Consider the following 23,464-nt stretch of genomic DNA (forward strand, 5'->3'; position numbering starts at 1 on the left):
CGCAGGTTTTCCGGGCTGTTTTTTTACACCTTTTAATGGAGGGCTATTCGGGCTTCGTTCCGATGCCCGATTTGTTCTGCACCTGCTTCACCTTTTTCAAATCACGGTCCAGCCCGAGCAGGTCGTTCACCACCTGGAGCTGCGTCGCCCAGTCCTGGACATCCTGCAACTTTCCATCGAGCGAGGTCAGCACCTGCAGCAGGCGATCTTGGTTAGCATCGGCCGCCGTGGGCCCGGGGGCCGCCGGCACCGGGGGCCCAGCCTGACTGCCGCCGTCGCTGGTGGCCCCGCCCTGGGCGAAGCCGCGGAGCCGGCGCGTTTCCAGCCAGTCCTCTACCTGGAGCACCTGCGGGTCTTCGCGCAGCCAGGCCGGGATGACGTACTCGTTCTCGTGCACGATACCGGCCACGTTGAAGCCGCTGTCGTCGCGCAACTTGCCGTTGGCCCCGAGGCGCAGGCCGGTGGCCGCCCCGAGCATGCTCAGCGAGCCGGCCGCCGTGGGGCCCTGCACCTGCATCCCGTCGCCGGTCGCGCCGCCCTTGGCGAAGCCGGCAATCTTAGCCGAGGCCCCGATGCCGCGGGCGATGGCCAGCGCCGACATCGCCGTGCCGTAGATGGGGCCCGCGATGGGCCCCAGCGTGGCAGCCGTGGCCCAATAGGTCTGCACCTCCTCCACCACTTTCACGCCGATGTTGGCGATGGCCGCGGCCTTGCGGGCCACCTGGAACGCTCGGTAGGCGATGGTCTGCTTGCCGAGGCTATCGGCCAGGAACTGCACGTTCTCGTCGTTGAGGAGCTTGTCGGCGGCGCTGAGTCCCTTTTTGAACTTGACCATGCCGTCCTCGGTGGCCTTGGTTTTGGTGGTGTGGGCCGCCTGCTCCCGCAGCTTCTCCGCGTTCAGCTTCTTGTACTCGGCCGACTCCTCCCCGTTTTTGGCCTTCACCATCGCCAGCTCCCGGTCGCGCGACGCCTGCTTGGCCTGGAACAGGGCCTCGTCGTACTGCTGCTGGTTGAGGATGCCCTCGGCCAGCTTCACCTGGAGCTTCGCCACCGACTCCTGCTCGTCGGCCTCGTTGAGGGCAATCTTCTTGTCGATTTCGGCCTTGCGGTCCTGCTCAGCCTGCTGGTCGAAGCGGGCCTGCAGCTCGCGCAGCTGCAAGTCGCGCTCGGCCATGATGGCTTTCACGCGCTCGGTGTAGTCGAGCTCCTGCCCGGTCAGGGCGTCGGCCTGCTTACCGGCCGCCTCGAAAATCTTCTCCCGCTGCTGGTCGTGCCGTTTGAGCTCGTCCGAAATATTGTCGCGGTCGAGCTGGGCCCGCAGTACGTTGCGGGCGGTAATCGCGTCGCCCTCCTCCTTCACCCACTTTTTCACGGCGTCGAGCCGCTCCTGGTCGGCCTTGTCCTGGGCCGCTTTCCGGTCCTTGCGCTCCTTCTCGCGGGCTTTCTGGGCCGCCTCGCCCGCTTTTTGGCGCACGGCGTCGGCCTGGCCATCGCCGCCCGCGGCGCGTTTGGCGGCCGGGTCCTCACCGCCGGCCTGCACGGTGGCCGCCGTGACCACGGCCTTGTCGGTGGCCGCCGTGAAGGCCAGGCGGTAGGCGTCGCCCGCGCTTTTACCCAGGGTGGCGAACTCGGCCGAGGCCCCGCTGAAGTTGCGGTCCTTCACCAGCTGCCACACCCGGCCCAGGGTGCCGAAGCTGGCCGCCGCCGCCGCGCTGAAGCCCTGGAAGTAGGCGGGCCCGTTGCTGAGCAGGTCGTAGAGGGCCCGCACCGGCGCGGCCACCAGGTTGAGGTAGCCGCGGGCGTTGTCCGACGACTTCGCCCACTCCACGGTGGCCTTGGTGATGTCGGCAATTACGCCCCACAGCAAGCGGGTGGGCGTGAAGATGGCGTGCAGCACGTCGCCGAGCAGCTGGCCGGCCGACTTGGCCGTCATCGTGCCCTCGCTCAGCCAGCCCATGCTCTCGGCCAGCTGCGTCAGCTGGCCCCACACCTCCTGCACCGGCTGGAACAACTCCTTAAAGGTGGCCCCCAGGCTGGCCAGCAGCGTGTAGAGCACCGTCATGCTCTTATTGGTAAGCGTGTCGAGGATGGTGCCCCCGCCCTCGAACGACTTGGTCAGCTCGTTCTGGGCCTCGGCCAGCTCGGTTTGCGAGTTCAGCAGCCGCTCCTGGCGCTGGGTGTACACGTTGGTTTTGTCGACCAGCTCGTCGACGCCCTTGCCCACGTTCTTCAGCGACTTGAGGTAGTCGATGCCGGCGTCCTCGCCGGGGCCCCCGAACACGTCGGCGATGACGGTCTGCAGCTGGTTGGCCGGAATCTTGGTCTCGTCCATCTCCTTGCCCACGCGCTGCAGGGCCTGCTCCACGGTGATGGTGCCGTTGTTGATGCCGTCGAAGATTTCCTTGGTGAAGTCGGAGCCGAACGCGGACTGGAGCGCCTCGGTGGTGGCCTTGGTCTGCTCCCGGATGCGCAGGCCGAACTCTTTCACCACGTCGGCCCCCTTGTCGGAGAAAATGCCCTGGGTGGCCGACTGCGAAATGTGCCCGATGAACTCCTGGGCCGCGAAGCCCGCATCCTTGAACTGCGGGGCGTACTCCTTCACCTGGTCCAGGAAGTCGCCCCCGGCGTCGGCCCCGGCCAGGAAGCCCTGCTGGATCAGGCGCATGGCCTCCTGCTGGCTCACGCCCATCTGCTTGCTCAGCGTGTTGCTGGCCTGCAGCACCTCGTTGAAGTCCTTGCTGAAGGTGCGCGACACGGCCAGCACCGACGTGGTGAGGCCGTCCAGGTCCTTGCCGGTGGCCCCGGTCAGGGTGTTGATGTTGCCCCGCAGGTTGGCCACTTCCTTCGTGGTGTTCACGATTTCGGCCCCCAGTTCCTTGATGCCCTCCAGCACGGCCTCGGCCCCTACGGTCACGCCCGCGAAGGCCAGCGCTTCCTTAAATACGCTGCTCTCCTTTTCGGCCGCGCCCATTTCCTTCTTCACGCCCTCGATCCGCTCCTGCAGGGCGTGGTAGTCGTCGAGCAGCTTCTTGCGGCCCGGGGCGTCGGAGTTCATGTGCTCCAGCTGCTTCTGGAGCACCTCGGCCGAGTCGGTCATGTTCTTGAACGAGGCGTTCACTTTCTGCCCGTTCAGGATGACCTCCGCGTTCTTTTTGTTGAGTTGCTCCTCGGTTTCGATCAGGCCGTTGGCCTGGTCGCGGGCCCCCTTCAGGCGGTCCTTTAGCTCCAGGAACTCCTGGTTCAGCTTGGCCCGGCGGGGGTCGTCGGCGGCCATTTTATCCAGCTGATTCTTCATCAGCGCAAAGCCCGCGCCCAGCTCCTTGATGCTGGCGTTGGCTTTTTGGGCGTTCAGTACAATCTCTAATTCCCGGGTTTCCTTATCGGTAGCCATAACAATACTTCACTTATAAGTTAATAATTGCCTCGCCCGGCAGCGCGTCCGTGGCGGTGGTGAGCAGCACCTTCCCGTAGAGGTCCAGCATCAGCTCGCTGAGGCGGTGGGTCTGGTGGGCGATTTCAGTCGAGTACCAGGCCCGGGGCTTGCGGGCCCGGCGGCGCAGCTGGCCGCGGGTGTTGCGCAGGCGGTCGTAGCCGTCGTCGCCCTTCTTGATGCCGGCCCCGTGGCCCCGGCCCACGCCCATGTCGACAAACTTGCCATAGAGCGCATAGCTCAGGCGCAGGCGGATTTGGTCGCCCTCGGCCGCCCCAATGACCTCCTTTTTAAAGCTGGCCATCAGGGCCCCGGTGTTCTGAATTTTCAGCCGGCGCATGTTGCCCACGAAGCGCTCCACGGTGATGTCGAGCCAATCAGCGGCCAGCTGGCGCGGGCTTAGGGCCTGGCTCATAAGCGGGTGTAGCGGTAGGTGAAGGCCGCCGTTTCAAGCTGGCGGCCGGTGGTGCTCAGGCTGAGGGAGACCTTCTCCCACAGGTATTTCTTGTGGTCGACCAGGTCCTTGCGGGCGGGGTCGAGGCTGAGCAGGTCGGCCACGCCGAATTGCACGGTGCGCTCCTTGGTGGTGGCCCGGTCCAGGAAGGCCAGCCAGCCGGCGTAGGCCGTGGCGTAGAGCCCGCCGTCGCCGGCCCAGCGCAGGGTGCGGGCCCCCACGGTGCGGCCGGCGAAGTCCACGGTGTCCCAGGTGGCCAGCGGGTAGGTGGCCCCGCGGCTGTCGGGCTGGAGGCCGCGGTCGTAGAGCAGGCGTAGGCCGCAGCGCGAGTCGTCGCCGGCTTCGAAGGCGGCCGAGGCCCCCTTCACCTCCACGGCCGGCACCAGCCACTGGCGGCCGGCGTCGAGTGGGTCGGCCTCGCGCAGCACGTGCAGGGTGCCCGCGGCGGTGCTCAGGGCCTCCTTGCCGTTGCCTACGACCAGGCTTTTCCAGCCCGTGTCGAGGGTTTTGTTCAACTCGTCGTCGGCCTCCAGCTCCATTTCCAGGGTGAAGCCGTCGCTGGTCACGGCCGTGGTGCGGGCGGGGCCCCCAACGCGGTCCACGTAGGCCGGGTCGGCGATGACGTCGGCCAGCGCCACGAAGCGCACGTCGCGCCGCACCGGGTGAAAGCCGTAGCCCACGCCGCAGAATTTCTGGATGGCCACCAGGAAGTCGCCGACACCGATGTCGGGAACATGCCGGTTCAGGGCAAACTCGGTGAGCAGGTTGCCGGCGGCGTCCTCGGCCGCCCGGTCGGAGTACACCACCAGGCGCTGCACCTCCGGCTCGGCCAGCCAGGGCCCGCTGGCGGTGTAGCCCACGGCCCCGAGCACGGCCCGGATCAGGAACACCAGGCGCGGGAACGGCACGATGGGGGCCCGCTTGCCGCCGGGCTTCAGCTGGTAGAGGCCGTCGCGGTAGTAGTTCACCACGTGGCCGTAGGCGGGCACCTTTTCCACGTCGTAAAACAGGGTGTTGCGCACGCACGGCAGGGCGTAGGCCGGCGCGTCGGGCACCAAGGTCAGCGGCACCAGGCCCAGGTCGAGGCCGGGCAGCGACACGCCGTCGATGCGGGTGGCCAGGTCGGCGGCGTCGGCCACGAAGTTGTACTGGAACATCTGCTGGGCCTCGTCGCAGTCGAGGTACACCAGGCTGCCGGCCCAGCGCAGCACGCCGTCCAGGTAGAGGCCCGCCGGCTCGGGGGCAATCTTATCGCCCTGGTCAGCGCGCAGGTGGGGGAAGTTGAGCCGGGCCAGGTTGCCGGCCGTCATCGGTAGCCCGAACGGGTACGTGATGGTGCCCGGCACCGAGTCGGCGCTGAAGAACGGATTATTGATTTCCAGCGAGATGGCCCCTTCGGCCAGGTCCAGCCAACCGGCGGCGTTTTTGAGTCCGACCATCGTTAGGGCTGAAAAATAGTGGCGTAGGTGACCTGGGCGGGCCCCAGCGCGGGCGTGTAGAGCCGCTCGGCCGGCAGGTAGAACTCGAACTCCTGGGTCTGCACGGCCTTGCTTTCGTCGAAGAGCGACGAAGTTTTGGCCTTGATGTAGCCCGGCTGCCAACGCTGGCCGTCGTGGCTGAGCAGCAGCACGCGCTTGCTGAGCAGCAGGTCCTGCGAGGCCAGCATCTGGGCCCGCGTCCGGGGCCCCGACGCCGCCTTCACCACCGGGCGCAGCACGCGCCCCTGCACCGCCGTGTCGCCGGCCAGCGGGTCGTAGTCGGGGGCCAGGGTAAGGGCGGCCTCCTGGCCAGTGGTTTCGCCGTCGAGCTGGGCTTCGCCGGTGGCGGCATAGGTGGCCATGCCCCCCAGGGAGGTGGCAAACAGGAAGTAGCGGCGCTTGGGGAAGGTGCGTGCGTCCAGTTCGAAGCGACGGGTTTCGCTGAGCACCGTGGCCCGGTCGGGGCTGGTAACGAACACTTCCCACCACAGCACCGCCGGGCCGGCCCCGGCCAGCTCGGCCAGGCGCAGGGCGGCGTAGCCCACCGGCAGGCAGTAGACTTCGAAGTCCAGCGCGTCGTCGGCCCCGCCGTGGGCCACCAGCTGCTCGGTGCCGTCGCTGAAGTGCACGCGCACCTGGCATCGGAAGGCCGGGGCCCCGCCGGTGACCATGAAGTAGAGGAACTCGGGCTGGTCGCGGAGCACGGCCTTCACTGGCGGCTCCCAGGTGAGAAACGGCTTCACCTGGGCCTGGTAGGCCGTGAACCAAGTGCGGGCCCGGTTTTCGTAGAAGCCCAGGCCCCCGAGCAGCACGTAGCTGCGCTCCAGGGTAACGGCGGGCACGGCCACGCCGCCGAAGAATTCGGCGTGCTTGAGGAAGAAGCGGCGGAACAGCGGGGCGGCCCGCTCCACGGCGGTGCTGGCCGGGGCCGGCACATGGTAGTCCAGGAAGGCCACCAGCAGGGCCTCCACCTGGAACACCGAGCGCCCGTCGCGGTCGGCGGGCTGCTCCACGGTGGTGCCCACTTGCTCGAACACGTTGCTGCCGTACTCCTTCTCCAGCCACACTTCGCAGAGGAAGCTCAGGTCGGGTTTGGTGGTGGGGTCGGCCCGGTAGTCGTCGCCCGCGTCGACGGCCAGCGTGATGGGGTTGCGGCCGAAGTAGAAGTGGAAGGGCGAGAGCACCACCACTACGTCCAGGGTAGTGCCGCGGGCATCCTGCACCCGGCACTTGTAGGTGCCGGTGGCCAGGCCGGTGCGGCCGGGCCCCGTTGAGCCATCATCCTCCCACAGAAATGCGTAGGGCGCCAGGCCCCCGCTGGGCACCAATTGCGCGGTAGTGGCCGTGGTATTCACGGCCACTTCGAAGCGGGCATCCGACTTGACGACAACCGGCAGCACCAGCGAGGCCCCGCTGGTGGCCGTAATGGTGCACCGATAAGTGCCCGCTTTTAGCTTGTCTCGCTGATAAAGGGTGGCGGGGCCCTGGTTAGCGGGCAGGGAGAGGTCGTCCGCCCAGACGAAGGTGTGGGGCTGGGCATCACCGTCAGTTATGTAGACGTCGGCGCTGCCCGTCGCCGTGCCAAACGCCAGCGCATCCCTAATGATGGCCACGGCGGTGACCGGGGGCACCGTGGCTTGGTTAGCGATGACCGTCCAGCCGCTGGGGGTGCCGGTGTAGCGGCAGAAAAAGCTCAGGTCGTAGCTCTTGACGTACTCCAGGGCGGAAATATCGAACTCCGCCACGCCCTGCTGGGTGGCAAAGTCGAGGGGCAGCGCCCGCACTTCGCTCACCAAATAGGGCAGGTTGCGCTGCTGGACGGTGTTCTTAATCAGCCCCACCAGGTTGGTGACGGCGTTTTTCACGTAGTCCTCGCGGCCGTCGTCGTCGTCGGGGTCGGGCACCACAAACTCGTTGGCCAGGGGCCCGTTGCCCCCGCGCCGGTAGGTGAACCAGGTGCCGGCCAGTCGGAAACGCACCTCCTCGGATTGGGCCGCGCGCACCTCGTCGGCGCGCGAAAAGGAGACGCGAATGGTCAGTTTTGCTAAGTGTTCGCCGGGCATTAGGGTACGGGAGTAAAGGCCGCCGGCTTGTAAACCAGGGCCGCGTTGGCGGGAGAAATGATTTCGAAGTCGAAGCGCGTGCCGTACCAGGTGCCGTCGCCCAGGGGCCCCACGGCGTCGGCCAGGATGGCCCCGATGGGCCAGCGCGTTTTCACGTCGCGGCCCTCCTCGTAGTCGCGGCGGGCCCCGGCCAGCAGCTCCTCGCCGGTTTGCTCAGTGCGGTCGAGCACCTCCCAAGCCTCCACGTCCTTGGTTTTCTTCTCCAGCACGAAGAAGGCCCCGCGGCCGCGGCGTTGGTAGTTGTCACCGGCGTTGTCGGTGAACTGCACTTGGAGCGATTCGAGGACCAGGACCTGCTCCCCGGCGCCGGGCTTCAGGAAGCGGCCCAGCAGTACTTCCTGCATTTCCATCAGGTCGACCTGGCGCTGCAGCGGGTCGACGCTGACGATGATTCGGGCGAAGCGGGCCGAGTCCTTTCGGTGGCGGATGCGCACGTGGCGTGCGGCGAGGCCCTCAAACAGGGCGGCGTAAGTGGAATTGCGCATCAGTGGGTGGCTTTTTGGTTTTTGAGGCGGTGGTAATCGGCGGCCAGGTCCTGCATTTCGGCCAGCACCAGGCGTAGGGGCTGGCCGGCGGTCTGGTCCACGGCCCCAAAGGCCCCGCCCGCCAGCTTGCGCAGCACGCGGGCCCAGTCCGGGGCCTTGGTGGCCCGCTTCTTGGCGTCCTCGTCGGCGGCCACGAACACGTCGGGGAACTCCTGGGCGAGCTGGGCGCGGCACCCGCGGTACCAGGTGAGCACGGCCTGCCTCTCCAGGATGCCCAGGGGCCCCACCCGCGGGGTGCGGTTTTCCAGCTGATGCTCGTTAAAGGGCAGGCGCACGTCGCCGGTCCAGTCGGCCGAGGCGGGGCTGGCCCCCACGCGCCGCGGGCGGTAGAGCACGGCCAGGAACTTGTCGAGGTGCTCGGCCTTGCCGTGCAGCGCGTAGAGCACGAAGAAGGTGTCGGCGAAGATGAACTCGCCAAACAGCACGTTGCGCAGGTGCCCCCGCGGGCCGTGCCAGGTCACGGCCCGCTCAGTCACGTGGCGGCCGGGCAGTTGCAGGGTGGGCAGCAGCTGCTCGGTGAGCAGCTGGTCCTCAGCCTCCAGGAAGTGCGCCAGCGGCAGCAGCTGGGCCAGCACCACGACGGGCTGGGTGCCGAGCAGCGGCAGGGGAAAGCCGGTGACCACGCTGAGCAGGCGCAGCGGCCGGCCCGGGCGGGCCGGCGCGTAGAGTTCGGCCACCACGGCCAGCAGCTGCCGGCGCTTCAGCTCGTTCCACGAAGAAGGCACTTGCTTGGTGATGGTGCCGATTTGTAGGGTTTCCATGCCCCGAAGTTGCCGGGCCCTGCCACGGGTAGAAAGGACACAAAAAAGCCCCGGCGTAGGCCAGGGCTTCGTGCTTTTGGTAAGGGGTCCCTAGTCGAGGATAATCCAGTCCGTGGCTTTTCGGTCTTCGGAGGTAAACTCCTGAACTATGATTTCTCCAGTGGGGAGCAACACGTACAGTATGGAGCTAATAGGCACCGTAATTTCTTCTCCGGTGGGGCGATGCGTTTGCGATCCGTGCGGCCGACGCAACTGACGAATTACTGCTTTGGGTAACCAAGAAACGCTATCCAGCGTGCGCAACGGCAATTCGGTAGCAGGAGCCAGAAACACTGTGTATTGCCCGTCCCAGAGCACGCGGGTAATGCAGTGGCCCTGGAGCGCGGCCCTCCAAGCCAGGTTGAAGGGAAAAGTTTGGGACTCGATAGTGGGGGCCATTGGGGCAGGTTTGAGGTAGAAGATGCTCAAAGTTGCCGGGGCCCGCCACGGGTGAAAAGGACACGAAAAGGCTCACTCAGAGGCCTGGGAAATAAAGCCGTGCTCCTTGAGGTCGGCGACGAAGTTGGCGATGCCATTGGTGCGCACGGTCACCCCTTTCTGGGTGCGGCAGCGGTCGGCCATGCCTTCCATAAAGTCCTCAATGCCTACGCTGGGGGCCCACGCCTGGCTGTCCTGGCGCAGGGCCTGGACTAGGCCCAGGTCGGTGGCGGCCGTTACGTGGCCGCCACCTAAGATTTCATATTTCATACTAGCGTGTTTGTAGCGCCATACGGCGGCGCTGGTAGAAGGTGGCGATGTCGCGCTGGTTAAAGGTAGCAAACTCGGCTACGGGCAGGGCCGGCGTTACGAGGCGGGTGGCTGAAAATTCGATCAGGTTGTTGAGCAGCTTGACCCAGAAGCTGATTTTCTCAAAGTTCGTGGTGCCGCTGTGCTGGCGAAATTCGATGGTGCCGTGTCGGAAAAAGCTCTGCAGGTTGACCTTGTGGTAGCGGCTGCTGCTGCCGGTGCCGTTGGCGGCCTGGGCCAGCTGCTCGGCCGTGGTGGCGGCGAGGACCTGGGCTTCGGCGGTGGCCTGGGTACGGCCGCGCAGCAGGCCCTGGCAGTAGCCGTTGGCGTTGCCGCGGCGGCCGGCGGGCATCAGCTGGTCCAGGGTGGGCTCCAGCACCAGGTAGTTGCGGACCACCTGGCGCAGGTGCTCGATGCGCAGGTCGCGGGCCCCGAAGTGCACGTGCAGGCCGCAGGAGTCGTTGACCTGGGCCCCGCAGATGCGCAGGGCCCGGCAGGCGCGCTCCAGGTCGGCCAGGCCTTCGAGGCCGCGCAGCACCGGGCTTACCAGCTCGAAGCCGTTAGCGCCGGTTACGCTGCCGTCCGATACGATTTTCCAGTAGCTGGTGGTGGCGTGGGTGTAGCCGGCGTCCTGGGCTTCGAGGCCCTGGGCCCGCAGCTCGGCCAGCAGGGCGGCGCGGGTTACGCCGTAGGCTTCGATCTCTACGCCGAAGGTGCGGGTGAAGGCCCCCGGGGCGAAGGGGGCGAAAGCTACCGGCGTAACCAGGGCCCGGGGGGTGGCGGCGGCGGTGGTGGCCCAGGCGGCGTACACGTTCTGGGCGAAGCCGTAGCCTACGCTCATCATGGTGGCTACTTCGCGGCGGGTCAGGCCCAGGGCGAAGAGTTGCTGCATCTTCCAGGTTTTGGTACGGCCGGTGGTGGCGAGGATTTGGGCGGCGGTCATCGTGGTAAGGCGTTGTGTGCGTGTCGTTTAGTATGACAAACAACGCTCTCGATGGGGCCCCAAGTCAAGTTAAATAACTTGTTTTTGAGTGCGTTAGCGCAGATTCCATGCACGGTGGAATCGTCGACTGGCAGGGTGCAAAAAAAGCCCCGGCTGGTGGGCCGGGGCTTATAAAACGTGGTCGAAAGGATAGGGATTGTAAGCCAGAATAAAGGCTACTGATCTAGCATATCGGTAAACACCCGGCCGAATACGCGGGCATGATGAATGAAGTGCGGCAAAGCAAGTAGTGACAGGCAGAGCCCAAAGGCAGCGGCAGCAATATTTTCCATAGCGTTAAAGATCTGGGTCCAGTTCACGCACGCGCTTTTCGAGGGCGGCGATGACCTGCACAAGCTGGTATTCGAAGCGGCTGACGGCGGCCAGGGGCAGCAGATTGTAGCGCGCCAGGATTTCGTACATCACCACGTCGTCGACGAAGATGGGCTCCACCAGGGGCGGCTCCGGCTCGTGGGCCGGTTGCTCACTCGCCTGTTCGTTGCCCACCTCGTCGGGCATGGCTTTGCGTCCAAAGCCGATGGGATCATTTTTAGGCGTCTTAGCCATAGCGCAGTTAGTCGAGCAAGCCGGGGAAATCGCTGCAAACACTTCTGAGCCGATTGCCCTTAGCATAGAGGTCACGCTCCTCCACTACTCCCCGGCCGTATTTCGACGGCCGGGGCGACCGGCGTAGGTATTCAGAAGTGTTTGCCCGACGAAGGTACGGCCGGACGGGGCACAAAAAAGCGGCCCGCCGGGGAGGGCGGGCCGCTGATTAAGTTGGCCAACATGGCGGGGAACTACTACGCCGATCAAAGCGCTGGTGGCCTCTCGGCTTCCCTTTCCCTCCACATTGGTTGTGCAAATATAGTTATTGCACAGAGTGTAATCCACTTGCAAAGCCCGCGTTTTTAGTGCAGCACAAATATCTTAACAAGCAGCAGGGCCAGGGCCCCCAGGCCGGCACCCTGATACGTGTGGGCATCGAGCAGAAAAGGCCGGGGCGTGGGCAGGTCCTGAAGGCGGGCGGTGGTGGCCACCAGCTGGGTGAAGTCCGACTCGCGGGCCCGGCCCTCGCCGCGGCACCGGCGCAGCTCAGCCGCGCGGTCGGCCAGGGCCGACGAGTCGCGGCGCACCACCTGCTCCAGGACGGCCACCCGGGCGGCGCGGTTGGCCAGCAGCAGTTGGTCCAGGGCGCGGTCGGTGCGCACCGAACGGTAGAGGGTCGTATCGATGCCAATGAGTGGGCGGCGCACCACCGTGCCGCTGTCGAGGCGGACCACCAGGGGCCGCAACGGGGCAATGGGCTGGCTACTCGCGGGGCGGGTCAGCAGGCAGCTCATAAGGAGCAGGGCGCTGAGCAGTAAGTTTTTCATCTTCGGTTCGGAGCAGAGAGGCGTTGCGGAGGAGTTCGGCGCGCTGGCCGGCGTTGTAGTGGGCGGCGCTGTCGGCGCGGGCCTGGGCCCGGGCGTCGGCGGCCACCGCCGTGATGTGGTGCTGCACGAGGCCAGCGGCTTGCTTGCTGAGCACGTGGCGCTGCAGCAGGCCCACTTCGTAGATGCCGAGGCTGGCAACCAGGGCCACTAGCATCACCAGGGCGGCCCACTTCCAGTGGCGGGCCACGAATTGCAGGGCGGGGAGCAAGATGGAAATCATTTGTAGCGGGGGTCGTCGACCACGTTGGCGGCGGCGGCCACCAGGCGCTTCAGCCGCCAGTTCTCGTACACGCCCTCCCCTTCGCGCTGCAGGGCCCCGCCCCCGCCGGTGTTGCCGCCTACGGCCCGCACGCTGGGGCCAGTGCCCCAGGGCCCCACCAGCGTTTCGACGTGGCAGATATCCGGATGGCCCCAGGTGAAGCCGAGCAGGTCGCCGGGCTGGGGGCCCAGGCGGCCCAGCACCTGCCGGCCGGCCCGCCAGATGGTGTGGGTCAGGTCGAACCAGCTCCGGGCCTTGCCGAAGCGCGGCACCATAATCCCGGCTTTGCGCAGATTGTACACCGCTGTCCAGGAGCAGTAGGCGTCTCCCACCTTGCCGCCGGCATACTTGATGATGGCTTCCACCGCCGCCCCGGCGTTGCGGCCGACTTCACGGATGCCGACCAGGCTGCGGGCGACGGCGACTACACGGGCGCGCCGCCGGGCACTGCTGTCAGCGCGGCTGTCAGCGCGTGATTGGCCAGCAGCAAAAACAACAAGAAGGGCGACAAGGAGAGTACGAAACGGGTGCATCGGATAAGGAATTGAAATTGAGCAATGTGACGGTATTCAGTAGCCTCGAGTAAACTGACGGAGCGCGTCGGGCCGAGCAGCGCCTTCAGGTCGTCGGTGAGGTTTTCCAGCAGCTTGCCCTCCATGCAGTCCATCGCGTAGCGGTAGAGGTCCGGGAAGAGCCAGCGCCACGAAGCGTAGGCCATGCTCAGGGCGGCGAAGAATTGAAAGGCACCCAGGGCGGCGGCGTTGATCGTATCGGGCGCGAAGCCCCCGGCCGTGGGGTCGATGAGGCGCAGGGCGAACGGCAGCAGGAAGAATACGCCCAGGGCCAGGGCCCCAAACACCGCCACGCGGGCGCCCTTGGGCAGAGTTGGCAACGCGGGCAGCGCGGGCAATAGTGGGCTAGTGGCGGCCTCACCAGCGTGTAGGCGCACGGCCAGGGCCCCAATCGTGCACAGCGACATCAGGAATTGCAGGGTGGCCGCCAGGTCGAAGCAGTGGTTGGCCGAGGCGATGAATGCCCCGGCCAGCGTGAGGGCCCCACCAAGGGCCATCCAGCGGAATAGATGTAAGGGGTTGAACATAAATAATTTATTAATTGGGTGAATGGGTAGTTTTTAATGCCTGCTGCACGGCGATGTATTTGTCGAAAGTGTGGTGGGCGTCGCGCAGCACGCGGTTCTCAGATTTCAGCTCCTTCACGTCGCCGCTCAGGTATTCCACCAGCATGTTGTAGCCGGTCATTTCCACCCGCATCTCCTGCACCACGGCCATCGTTTTGCTGGTCAGGGCGTAGTTGTCGTCTGCTTTCTTGTCGATGCCGGCGATGGCGCGCTGAAACAGCCAGGCCATCACGCCCACCACGACGCTCCCGAGCAGGGTCAGAATCCACGTGTTGGTGTTCATTATCCGCAGAATTTGTAAGTGGGCGAGTCGGGACGGTTGCGCTCCAGCACTGGCGTGTTGGGGTTGGTGTAAGCGCTGGAATTGAAGTAGGTAGCGAAGCGCGTGGCCGAGGCCGTGCGGTCGAGGTAGGACGTGAGGTTGCGCAGGTAGCGGGCCCCGGCCATCAGGGCCTCGTTGGCTTTAGTGCTCAGCAGCTGGTCAAGGCCGGCGTCGGCCTCCTTGGAATTGCTGTCGTCGACGCGGGCAATGGTGAGGTCGATGCCGTCGCCGTTCAGGGCCAGGCCCAGCTCGGGCACGGCATGGCCGATGGTAAGGCTGGCCAGGGCCGGGTACACGTAGGTGCGCAGCAGGTTCTCGTTGTCCGACGTCAGGCTGCGAGCGCGCACCTGGTCGCGCAACTCGGCCAAGAAGTCGGGGCCCAGTACTGGGCCCAGTTCGAACGCCTCCAGGCGGCGGCGCACCGGACCCAGGGCCCCGAACACCAAGCGCGAGTTGGAGATGTTCTCGTACTCCTGGAAGTCGGCGGTGCACGTGAACAGCTCGCGGCGGTGGCGCCGGCCAGCGGGCGAAATGGCCCAGTCCCGTAGCTCTGCCGAATCCTCGCGGTGGTCCTCCAGCCACTGCACCACTTCGTCCAGGCCGCGCTGGCCTTGGCGCAGCAGCTGCTGCTGGCGCTGCACCACTTGCCACTGGAAAGCGGTCTTCATTGTGTCGCCAACGATGATGTGCACGCCGGTGGCGTCAATGCTCACCTGGTGGCCCGTCAGTCCTACGCCGGTGCCGAGCCGGCCCAACGCCCCCTGCACCCGGCGCAGCAACTGGGCGGCGGGCGTAGGGGCATCAGGATCAAACGTCGGCGCGTCGTAGGCGACCTGGAGCCAGTCCTGCAGCGCGGAGCCCAGCAGCGGGCTCAGGCAGTCAGCCTCGGCCTCTATGATGGCCAGCGCGATGGCGGGCGGAATGTCGGAAGCGTCGATGGCGACGTAGCGCCGCAGCTCGTCGATGGTTTTGAGCAGGGCCATAATTACTCGGATGGGGGGGTTGAGGCCGCCGGCACTTCCGTAGGGGCGTCCAGGGTGGCGATTTGCGGATTGAGGAAGCGGAACTCCAGCTCGGGGTCCCAGCCGTTGTAGTCGCGCACCAGGTTGAGCACCTCCAGCAGCAGGTCCTGGTGGAAGGTGTGGGTAGCCACGAAGGCGTTGAAGGCCACGCGCTTGTCGGAGCCCGAGCCAGCGCCCATTCCCTTGCCGGGGCTGATGCCGCTCAGGGTCGGGTCCACCTGCAGGGCGGTGTACACGTGGCTGCTGGCCTCTTGGGAGTCCTCGATGTAGAGGCCCGACTTGATTTTGTCGTCGATGGCGCTCACTGTGAACGCCTTGATGGTGGCCCCGGGGTTCTGCGGGTCGGGCATGGTGATGGTCATGATCGACTTGCCGGCGCCCTCGGTGCCGGCCATCGTCCGCTCAAAGGCCTCCAGCTCTTCGCCGATGATCTGCTTGCGCTGGGCGTCGGTCTTCTCCTTCCAGTCCGGGTGCTTCCACTCCCAGTAGCGCACGTCGGCCTCGATCAGGTACTTGATGGTGAGCTGGTTTTTGAACAGCGCCTTCTTGAACTCGGGCACGGCGTAGGCCACGTCGAGCCAGCCCGACTTGATGATGGGATTCCAGGCCGCCAGCTGGTAGAGGGCTTGGCCGGGGCTGGGCAGCGAGAGCGGGTAGATGTACTTGAAGCCGCGCGTGTCAGCGCGCAGGGCCTCCACGTCGCGGAAGTAGGGGTCGAGCACCGGCACGCGGTCGGTGTAGCCGTCGCCGGGCTGGGCGTCGGGCCAGTTGGCCGAGATGTACACCCACTCGGGCACGGCCATGCCCGGCGCCTGCACCGAGTAGCGGCAGAAGGGCGTGTCCTGGATGGCGATGCTGGTGATTTCGCTGCGGTCGCGGCTGAGGATCAGCTCCGGGAAGGCGTTGGCGTAGTAGTGCAGGCCTTGCAGGCCCTCGTAACCGAAGCGCGCCAGGTTGGATTTGCGGAAAAATTCGCGCACCACGTGGTCGTTGTATCGCTGGAATATCTCCGAGCCGTCCGGTTTGTAGCCGATGACCTTGCCGTAGACAATGCCCTTGCCGTAGGTGGCGCGGGTTTTCCAGTCGAGCACCGGCCCGATGATGGTGCTGAGCGAAATCTTGGCCAGCACCTGCTGCGGGAAGTCGTTGGCCGCGCCCCAGGGCGCGACCAGGCCGCTCTGACCCTTCACGATGGGCGTGGTGGCCGGGGCCCCGTCCTGCTTGCCGGCCGCGGGGCCCTGGGCGCTGCCGCTGGCGGCCCCCAGCGCGCCGTGCAGGCGCACCACCGAGCCCGAGCGGGGCAAGTAAGCGTGTTGGCCGCGGCCGGTGAATACAACTTCTTCCATCAGATTATGACTTTGCGGCCCGCGACGTGCACGAGCAGGTAGATGTGGACTTTGACGAGGGCCCCGGTGCGGGTATCGACCAGGTTTCGGGTGGCGTTGGCCCAGTGGGCCGGGTCCTTGGGGCCCGCCCCGGGCACCGGCGCCAGGCCACTGGCCGCCACGGCGGCCCGGTCGGCGGCCGATTCTTCGCCTTGGCGCGGGGCCCGGAGCGCCGCGGCGGCCGAGCGGGTACCGCGGCCGATGCGGGCGGCCGGCAGGGCCCCGAAATCGCCCCCGGTTTTGCGGCGGCGGTCGCACTTGACCCAGCGCACGGCCACCGGAGCGGGGCCGTCGAGCAGGGCAAGGGCGTCTTTAAGGCGGATGGTTTCGGCTTTCATTGGTAGGCCGAAGTACCCGCGCCGCCGAGGCAGGCGAAAGGACACAAAACCGCCCCAGCAGCCCCGAAAAGGCATAAAATCTCAATCTCAATCACAAGTGCCCGGGCGCGCTGGAATCGCAGCTTTTAGCCGCCGAAGGTGATTCAGCGTCTCACGAGTCGAACGCGCGTCCCCAGCTTGCACTGTCGGCCGTCGGCAATTGCCAGGGGGTGCCTCGGACCATATCTGCTGGGGGCCCCCAACAAAAAGCCCCGGCTGGTGGGCCGGGGCTTGGTGACTGGACGACATCGATGTCGCTCAGTGCTCAACTGCTGTGCAGGCCGATGAGGTTGAAGTCGGGCGCGGCATTGACGATGTCGGTGCCGATGCTGAGCAGGTGCAGGTCCACGTTGTCGGTGAAGTGCGTGGCATTCTCTTGCGGGAAGCTCTTCTTCTTCTCGCTTGCCTTCACCTTCACGATGCGGCCCTTGCTGTCCTGGCTCACTGGAGCCAGCAGCATGGCCGTGACCACGTCCTTGCAGTTCACCTTGTTGAAGCGAATGCGCAGCAGGTTGGGGTTCTGCTCCCCGAGTAGCTCCTGGGCCACCAGGTAGCGCGTGGAGTGGCCCGATACCCGGCCCAGGCCATAGCGTTGGATGCGCCAGCCCTTCTTCTGAAACGCCCGCATGAGGGTCTCATTCAAGGTAAACTCACTGTCCTCGCGCTTGGCATCGCCCCGCTCCTCATCGGCCAGGAACTGGATTTCACGCCGCAAGTGGGTCGAGTAGTAGGTCGTAACGGCGTCGACCAGGTCGTTGATGAAGCCCGGGTGCTTGACATAGAACCCCTTCAGGAACCGATATTCACGCTTGTCCAGGTGGGGCTGGCCCACCACCATGGTGATGATCGAAGCCCCCCAGTCCACCGATATGCGCAGAAACTGATGGGCCCGGCAATCACTGTCCCCCCGGCTATCATTGAACTCTGTGAGCTTCTTGAGGTTGAGGCCCTTGCCCTTGCCGAATTCATCGCCCAGGGCCAGGCCCAACACGAAATCATCGGCGGCGCACTCCACCACGTGGCGGGCCTGGTTGAGCTGCGGATAGAAGCCGCCCTCCACGGTGGTGGGGCGGCGGTTCATCATTTCAATCTGGAACGTGAAGTCCGTCATGAAGGCCCGCTGGTCGAGCATGTACTGCAGGCCCAGGTTCTGGATGTTATCGAAGGCGTTGGCCTCCGAGTAGAACGTGCCCTTGGTGGCGGCGCTGGGAAAGTAGCGCACGGCCTTCATGAGCGGCACCACCTCCTGCGCCCAGATTTCCATCTTCTCCTCGTCGCTGGGCGCGTCCAGGAAGCGCACCTGAGCGTCGATCAGCGCGTTTTGACGCTCCTCCAAGTTTACACCCTCGTTTTCGTAGTATTTCGACTTGTCCAGCAGCCAGCGGCCCGTATCGCCCCAGGGCATCGAGCTGAAGAGGAAAACGCCGTGGTGCATCGGGTTTTTGCCGAAATACTGGCCGTTGCCGCGGTTCGTGGCCGACAAGTCGGCATCGAGCTTGGTTTTATCGAACAGCAGGGCCTCGTCGCCAATAAAGCCGTCGACGTTCAGGCCGCGCGAGGCGGACCCACCGGCATCGAGCGACACCAGGTGAAACCCGGTGCCGTTCTTGAAAATAATGAAGTGGTCGTAGCTCAGGGGGCCCTCGTAGGGCCGGTCCCAGTTCAGGGTGGGCGGCGGCTTGCGGCCGATGTAGAAGTCGCGGTTCAGGCGGTAGCCCAGGCGCTCGAGGCCCGCCACCGTCGAGGGCAGCGTGCGCGTGAGCACTTGCTTGTAGGTCGAGCCCACGATGACCCAGCAGCTGCGGGGCATCGTGGTCACAATCTGGTGAATGTCCCAGGCGATGATGCTGGACTTGCCCGTACCGCGGCCCCAGATGCTAATACCCTGCTTTTTGCCCCTCGCCGTGATGTAACGCTGCTGGGGCTGGTTGAACTTGAGCTGCTCCTGGCTGATCATAGACGGCCGTCTCCTTCCTTCGCCTGGGCGATGAGAATGGCCATCTGGTTCGGGCTGACGACGTTTTCGCTCACCGCCTGGTCGATTAACTCGTAGTCAGCGTCGCTGATGTCCTCGGGGCGCGTGAGGTCGAACTGACGCGGCTTACGGCCCTCCACCGTCAGGTTGAGGATGTAGGACGTGTTACCTGAGCCTGGCCCGGCGTCCTCACCATGGGCGTCAGCCCGCAGCAGGCCGCTGATGTTGGCCTCGAACTTCATGGCTGCCATGGCCCCTTTCACGTCCGGGGGGCGCATGGTGAGGCAGAGCTGCAGCAGCTTGCGCGCAAACTCCAGCAGCACGGCCCTACGGCCCTCCTTCTTCACCTTTTTCACGTCGCCGAACAGGTTCTGGGCGTCGCGCAGGCGGCGGTAGCACGTGGGGCGACTGATGCCGAATTGCTTCGCCATCAGCGGCCAAGCCTGCTCGAAGGAGTGGTAGTTCAGGATCAGCCCGTAGGCCGCCTCCAGCTGGCTGTGCACCAACTTATCGGCGTGGCTCAGCCCCTCGAGCCCGGGGCCGTTTTCGTCGTGGTAGGCCGCAAAAATGCGCTCCACGGCCGTGGCCGTGGGCATGGGCACCATGTCGGAGCCCGGCAGGCTAGTTACGGAAGGCAGCGAGTTGCTCATCGGTCAGGTCCTCCCCGTTTAGCGTGATGGTGAAGCGGCGCTGGTTATCGCGCATGAACTGGGCGTAGCGGCGCACGTGCACGTCGACGTAGGCGGGGTCCAGCTCCACCACGCGCGCCTGGCGGCCAGCCTTCTCGCAGGTGATCAGCAGCGAGCCCGAGCCCCCGAAGCCATCGAAGCACACGGCCCCGGGCTCGCTGGAGCACTCCACCAGGTACTCCAGGATGTCGAGCGGCTTCATCGTGGGGTGCTCCGCGTTGCGGCTGGGCCGGTCGAATTGGAGCACCGTGGTCTGCTTGCGGTCGGAGCACCAGGTGTGCGCCGCGCCCTCCTTCCAGCCGTACAAGATGGGCTCGTGCTGCCAGTGAAAGTCCTGGCGGCCCATCACGAAGGCTTGCTTCACCCAGATCAGGCACTGGCTCAGCTTCAGCTCCGCGTCCTTGAACGCCTGGCGGAAGTTGGCCCCCTCGCTGTCCGCGTGAAACACGTAAATCGGGGCCCCGGGCCGCATGTACGCGTAGCAGTTGGTGTAGAAGTCGCGCAGGAACTGGTAGAAGTCGCCGTCGCCCATGTCGTCGTTCTGGATGGTGAGCGCATCCTTGGTTTTGCCCTGGTAGGCCACGTTGTAGGGCGGGTCGGTGTTGACCAGGTCGATGAGCACGCCCTCGCCCACTGCGCGGGCCACGACGTCGGAATCGGTGCTGGAGCCACACACCAGGCGGTGCACCAGGCCCAGGCCATCGGAGTGAAACTCGTACACGTCGCCCAGCACCGATTGCGGCACCGCGGGCGGCGTGGGGTCGAATTCCTCCTCTTCAGCGGGCGGCAGCAGCGAGGCGCTCAGGCGGGCCAGGTCCTCCAGCGCGGGCGCGTCCATGAGGCTGGCCAGGTCGAGGTGGCTGAAGTTATCGAGCAGGCTCTGGTAGTCCCAGACGCCGGCACCGACGTTGCTCACGACGTTGTACTCGTCGAGCTCGTCTTTCGTGAGCTGGCGGTTGGGCATGCGCACGTCGATGAGTTCGTCGCCGCGGCCCAGGTCCAGTAGCACGGCCAGGCGCTGGTGGCCGGCCAGCACCACGTTGTCGAGGTTCACGGCCGGCACTTCGGCCAGGTTGAACTTCTGAATGCTGCGGGTCAGGCGGGCGCGGCCCTCCTCGGTGAGGGTGCGGGGGTTGTAGCTCAGCGGCACCAGCTCACGCACGCGGCGTTGAGCATTGTGCCATTCCAGGGGCAATAATTCGATAGGATTCACGGACTTAGGATTGAAGTTTTAATTGGATAAGGGCGATTTCTTCGTCGACGGCGGCCAGGGCATCGGCGCGGTCGGGGCGGGCGCGCAGCTTCGAGCGGCGGCTGCGCAGGTTGGCCAGGCGCTGACGCAGGGTGCCGGCGTCGCTCACGTCGGCCGTGGGCACTGGGCCCGGCAGGCGGCCGTGCGCCAGCACGTGCGCCTCCTGGGCCGTTAGCTCTGTGATGTGGTCGGTGAGCATGAGCACGCGGAAGGCCAGCTCGAGGCGGGCCGTGGGGCCCACGCGCGGGGCCGTCAGCTGGGCGTGGCTCAGGCTGCGGGCGTCGTAGCATTCGCGCCGCTGCTGGCGCAGGTCGGCCAGCAAGGGCGACTCGGGGCCCGGGGCAGGTGCCGAAGCCACTGGCGGTGGCACCACCGGTGCCAGGACGGGTTGGGGCCCTACCAGGGCGGCCAGCTCACGCGCCAGCACCTGGCGGCTGTAGGGCGTCTCGCCCAGGCTGAAGAGGCGCTGGTAGGTGGGGTTGGTGCCGTGGGCAGCGTAGAAGGCCACGCCCGCGGCGTAGGGTTGATCCGAGGCCAGCCAGGCGGTGATTGCGGCAGTTTCCATGAAGCGAAGTTGCCGGCGACTGCCTCGGGCGGAAAGGACGTAAAAAGGGCCCACTGCGCAGTGCAGCGGGCCCTTTTCCCTGGGTTCATCGTACTTTATTGCACCGCCTTGCTTCGCTTTCGAATCGGGATTAAGTAGGTGAACTTCGGGTCTTTCACCAGCTCCTCCGCTTCGGCCAGGGTCAGCGTGCACAAGTCAATCTTGCGCCCGAGCCGTTGAATTTCGATCCTGCATGGGACGACCGTACAACGGAACTTCGCGGCTACTTCCGGGAGCAGCTGGGGAGATTTAGCACCCATAGCTTAAACAGCAGGCTCCGGCTTCTCGGTCACGTCACCGGCGTAGATGTAAATGCCGTTGCCGTAGGCCTCGCCTTTGATCATGAAGCCCCGACGACCGCTGGAGAGCTTGCCCGAATCGAAGTCCGGTGCCAGCTCTACGGGCAGGCCCTCGCTGCCCACCTGGATGTACGTGCCATCGGCATCGGGCACCAGCATGATCAGGCCCAGGTTCTTCACTACGCGGGCGAACTCCAGCACCTCGGCCTTATTGCCGGGCAAGAAGCCCTCGAAGTTGAGCTTGTAGCCCTTGCCGTCGCGCTCGCCTACCAGGCCAGCTTTCAGGGTGTTCGAGTCCAACGTGATGTACGTCTTCACGAAGCCTTTGCCCGTTTTGAAGGTGTGCTTCTCGATGATGACGGCCGTATCGCCGGGCTTGGTGCCGGTTTTGGGGGCCTTAGCGATTTTGAGGAAGTCGCGCTCCAGGGCCAAGTACACATAGCCCAGCAGGCCGGGCGTGTTATCCGAGCCGTTCGGGCCTTCGAGCCGGCTTAATTCAAACGTATCCATAGGGAATAGTTAAAACGATGATGGAATAATTGTCAGTCTATTGATGCTTCAGGGGGCTATTTGCCTTCCACCAGCTCCAGCACACCCGAACCGGCTTCCACCAGTTTGGCGACCAGGCTCGCATCGCTGGCCAACGACTCGGCCTTAACGTGCTGGCCTTCGAACTGAAACTTGGGCACGAGCACGCGGTAGAGCTTGTCCTGGTGGCTCACCACGATGCTGCCGTCACCGGCAGCTTCAGCGGCGCGCAAGCGGGCCTCGTGGCCGGCAATTACCTGCTCGTTAGCCTCTGCCTCCTCTTCCAAGCGGCGGATGGTGTCGACCTTTTCGCTCACGGTGGAATTCGCCTGGTCGCGCTCCTTGGACACCTGGGCCAGGTCTTTGCCTTGGGTTTCCAGTTTGCCTTTTTGCTCCTGGATGGTGCGGTCTTTCTGGTCCGATTTGGTATTCAGGTCGGCAACCTGCTTGCTGAGGGCAGCGATTTGCTCTTCAGCGGTGAGTTCTTTGGCCACGATTAGAGAAATAAAAGTGATGAAATGAATGGGTTGGCACCACCAAAGCCGGCGCCCTGGGTAGGGCGCCGGCCGGCGGGTATTGGTTGGCTTATTGGACCGTGGCGCCCAGGTCCAGGTCGTTGGTGAAAACGGCCTGCTCCAGCGGGAAGCCCACGCCTTTGTAGAAATCGGTGAAGATGGCCACCTCACGCTTGGCGCTTTCGACGCGCACCATCTTCTCGTTTACCGACTTCTTCGCCAGCTTCTTGCGGTTGTCGGCCGGGGTAGCCCACAGCTTCGACGAGGCCCCCATGCTGGGCAGGCCCACCACGGTGTGCTGGGTGAACTCCACCGGAATCTGCACGATTTCGTCGCCGTTGCCCGCGATGATCGGCTTAACGCTGGTGAAGTTGGAATCGCGGCCGTACTTGGCCTGGCGGCCCCGGGCGTAACGCTCGGCCAGGGTCGTGTTCATGCACACCGGCATGGGGCGGCCCTTGTAGCGGATGTCGAAACCGCGGGTGAAGGCCTCCACGTAATCGCAGAAGGCAGCGGCATCCGCAGGGATGGCGCCCAGGGCGATGGGGCTGATGCGGCCAGCGGTCACACCGGCGTTGATGATGGTGCGGATGCCGTTCATCGACGTGCCGGCAGCAGAGGCCACGCCCGTGGTGGGGGCCACGAACTTGCCGAAGTACACCTCGTTCAGCTCGTAATCTTCCTGCACCTGGGGCAGGATGTGGGCTTCGATCAACCAGCGGATCACCGGCCACTGGGCGCGGTCGAGGTTGTTGTCGGTCAGGAAGCCCAACCACGAGGCCTCCAGGGCGTCGGGGCTCATTTCCAGGTCCACCTTCATGGGGAACTGCGAGAGCACAACGGGGCTAACCTTCAGCTCGCCCAGCGGGGTCCAGCCGGGCTGGAACGCCTGCAGGATGCGGCCCAATTCGGTCTTGGCCATGCGGAACTGCGTGTCGTCGGTCACGATGGAGCCGAAGAGCGATTCCGTCTGAGCCGCGATGTAGGCGCGCTGAATCAAGCGAGCAACGTTTTGGCCACCAGCAATGTAGTAGCGGCCGTATTCTGCTAAGATGGCTTCAATAGTGAGCATCAGAGGATAGTAAAGAGATGAAAAATGGAGAA

Annotated in this window: 24 protein-coding genes; all 24 read right to left on the reverse strand. The window is 65.3% G+C overall.

Annotated elements, in window-relative coordinates:
* Positions 1 to 43: 43 nt before the first annotated feature.
* Positions 44 to 3,391: a phage tail tape measure protein gene (locus tag EAH73_RS01645; RefSeq protein ID WP_140464560.1), complete on the reverse strand. Its 3,348-nt coding sequence runs from the start codon at positions 3,389 to 3,391 to the stop codon at positions 44 to 46.
* A gap of 13 nt (positions 3,392 to 3,404) precedes the next feature.
* On the reverse strand, positions 3,405 to 3,845 hold the full coding sequence (locus tag EAH73_RS01650) for a hypothetical protein (RefSeq protein WP_140464562.1): 441 nt from the start codon (positions 3,843 to 3,845) through the stop codon (positions 3,405 to 3,407).
* Positions 3,842 to 5,323 carry a hypothetical protein gene (locus EAH73_RS01655; RefSeq protein WP_140464564.1) on the reverse strand — a complete coding sequence of 494 codons (1,482 nt, stop codon included), beginning with the start codon at positions 5,321 to 5,323 and terminating at the stop codon, positions 3,842 to 3,844. The genes EAH73_RS01650 and EAH73_RS01655 overlap by 4 nt, the downstream gene beginning before the upstream one ends.
* Positions 5,324 to 5,325: 2 nt before the next feature.
* Positions 5,326 to 7,425 carry a hypothetical protein gene (locus EAH73_RS01660; RefSeq protein ID WP_140464566.1) on the reverse strand — a complete coding sequence of 700 codons (2,100 nt, stop codon included), beginning with the start codon at positions 7,423 to 7,425 and terminating at the stop codon, positions 5,326 to 5,328.
* Positions 7,425 to 7,970, reverse strand: a complete 546-nt coding sequence (locus EAH73_RS01665; protein ID WP_140464568.1) for a hypothetical protein — start codon at positions 7,968 to 7,970, stop codon at positions 7,425 to 7,427. The genes EAH73_RS01660 and EAH73_RS01665 overlap by 1 nt, the downstream gene beginning before the upstream one ends.
* Positions 7,970 to 8,791, reverse strand: a complete 822-nt coding sequence (locus tag EAH73_RS01670) for a hypothetical protein (protein ID WP_140464570.1) — start codon at positions 8,789 to 8,791, stop codon at positions 7,970 to 7,972. Before EAH73_RS01670 ends, EAH73_RS01665 begins: the two co-directional genes overlap by 1 nt.
* A gap of 510 nt (positions 8,792 to 9,301) precedes the next feature.
* Positions 9,302 to 9,538: a hypothetical protein gene (locus EAH73_RS01675; RefSeq protein WP_140464584.1), complete on the reverse strand. Its 237-nt coding sequence runs from the start codon at positions 9,536 to 9,538 to the stop codon at positions 9,302 to 9,304.
* 1 nt (position 9,539) lies between these two features.
* On the reverse strand, positions 9,540 to 10,520 hold the full coding sequence (locus EAH73_RS01680; RefSeq protein WP_140464586.1) for an amidoligase family protein: 981 nt from the start codon (positions 10,518 to 10,520) through the stop codon (positions 9,540 to 9,542).
* 336 nt (positions 10,521 to 10,856) lie between these two features.
* A complete protein-coding gene (locus EAH73_RS01685) occupies positions 10,857 to 11,126 on the reverse strand; it encodes a hypothetical protein (protein ID WP_140464588.1) in 270 nt (89 codons plus the stop codon).
* Positions 11,127 to 11,470: 344 nt separating this feature from the next.
* Entirely contained in the window at positions 11,471 to 11,935 is a 465-nt protein-coding gene (locus EAH73_RS22945) for a hypothetical protein (protein ID WP_161599413.1), read from the reverse strand.
* Positions 11,871 to 12,215, reverse strand: a complete 345-nt coding sequence (locus EAH73_RS22950) for a hypothetical protein (RefSeq protein ID WP_161599414.1) — start codon at positions 12,213 to 12,215, stop codon at positions 11,871 to 11,873. The genes EAH73_RS22945 and EAH73_RS22950 overlap by 65 nt, the downstream gene beginning before the upstream one ends.
* Positions 12,212 to 12,619, reverse strand: a complete 408-nt coding sequence (locus tag EAH73_RS01695; protein WP_140464590.1) for a CHAP domain-containing protein — start codon at positions 12,617 to 12,619, stop codon at positions 12,212 to 12,214. Before EAH73_RS01695 ends, EAH73_RS22950 begins: the two co-directional genes overlap by 4 nt.
* Before the next feature lie 59 nt (positions 12,620 to 12,678).
* Positions 12,679 to 13,353, reverse strand: a complete 675-nt coding sequence (locus tag EAH73_RS01700; protein WP_140464592.1) for a hypothetical protein — start codon at positions 13,351 to 13,353, stop codon at positions 12,679 to 12,681.
* Between the two features lie 10 nt (positions 13,354 to 13,363).
* Positions 13,364 to 13,675: a hypothetical protein gene (locus EAH73_RS01705; RefSeq protein WP_140464594.1), complete on the reverse strand. Its 312-nt coding sequence runs from the start codon at positions 13,673 to 13,675 to the stop codon at positions 13,364 to 13,366.
* Positions 13,675 to 14,697: a DUF6712 family protein gene (locus tag EAH73_RS01710; protein ID WP_140464596.1), complete on the reverse strand. Its 1,023-nt coding sequence runs from the start codon at positions 14,695 to 14,697 to the stop codon at positions 13,675 to 13,677. Before EAH73_RS01710 ends, EAH73_RS01705 begins: the two co-directional genes overlap by 1 nt.
* 2 nt (positions 14,698 to 14,699) lie before the next feature.
* Complete coding sequence (locus EAH73_RS01715) at positions 14,700 to 16,082, reverse strand: hypothetical protein (RefSeq protein ID WP_140464597.1); 1,383 nt, start codon at positions 16,080 to 16,082, stop codon at positions 14,700 to 14,702.
* A complete protein-coding gene (locus EAH73_RS01720; protein WP_140464599.1) occupies positions 16,082 to 16,459 on the reverse strand; it encodes a hypothetical protein in 378 nt (125 codons plus the stop codon). The genes EAH73_RS01715 and EAH73_RS01720 overlap by 1 nt, the downstream gene beginning before the upstream one ends.
* Positions 16,460 to 16,763: 304 nt before the next feature.
* Complete coding sequence (locus EAH73_RS01725; RefSeq protein WP_140464600.1) at positions 16,764 to 18,455, reverse strand: hypothetical protein; 1,692 nt, start codon at positions 18,453 to 18,455, stop codon at positions 16,764 to 16,766.
* The gene (locus EAH73_RS01730; protein ID WP_140464602.1) at positions 18,452 to 19,123 is read right to left on the reverse strand and encodes a hypothetical protein; all 672 of its coding nucleotides are present in this window, start codon (positions 19,121 to 19,123) and stop codon (positions 18,452 to 18,454) included. Before EAH73_RS01730 ends, EAH73_RS01725 begins: the two co-directional genes overlap by 4 nt.
* Entirely contained in the window at positions 19,095 to 20,375 is a 1,281-nt protein-coding gene (locus EAH73_RS01735; RefSeq protein ID WP_140464604.1) for a DNA modification methylase, read from the reverse strand. The genes EAH73_RS01730 and EAH73_RS01735 overlap by 29 nt, the downstream gene beginning before the upstream one ends.
* Before the next feature lie 4 nt (positions 20,376 to 20,379).
* Positions 20,380 to 20,979, reverse strand: a complete 600-nt coding sequence (locus EAH73_RS01740; RefSeq protein WP_140464606.1) for a hypothetical protein — start codon at positions 20,977 to 20,979, stop codon at positions 20,380 to 20,382.
* 302 nt (positions 20,980 to 21,281) lie between these two features.
* Positions 21,282 to 21,827 carry a hypothetical protein gene (locus EAH73_RS01745; RefSeq protein ID WP_140464608.1) on the reverse strand — a complete coding sequence of 182 codons (546 nt, stop codon included), beginning with the start codon at positions 21,825 to 21,827 and terminating at the stop codon, positions 21,282 to 21,284.
* A gap of 56 nt (positions 21,828 to 21,883) precedes the next feature.
* Entirely contained in the window at positions 21,884 to 22,339 is a 456-nt protein-coding gene (locus tag EAH73_RS01750; RefSeq protein ID WP_140464610.1) for a hypothetical protein, read from the reverse strand.
* A 91-nt stretch (positions 22,340 to 22,430) separates the two neighbouring features.
* Positions 22,431 to 23,432, reverse strand: a complete 1,002-nt coding sequence (locus tag EAH73_RS01755; protein ID WP_140464612.1) for a hypothetical protein — start codon at positions 23,430 to 23,432, stop codon at positions 22,431 to 22,433.
* Positions 23,433 to 23,464 lie beyond the last annotated feature (32 nt).

Origin of the sequence: Hymenobacter nivis (genome assembly GCF_006439025.1) — a bacterium.
Taxonomy (GTDB): domain Bacteria; phylum Bacteroidota; class Bacteroidia; order Cytophagales; family Hymenobacteraceae; genus Hymenobacter; species Hymenobacter nivis_A.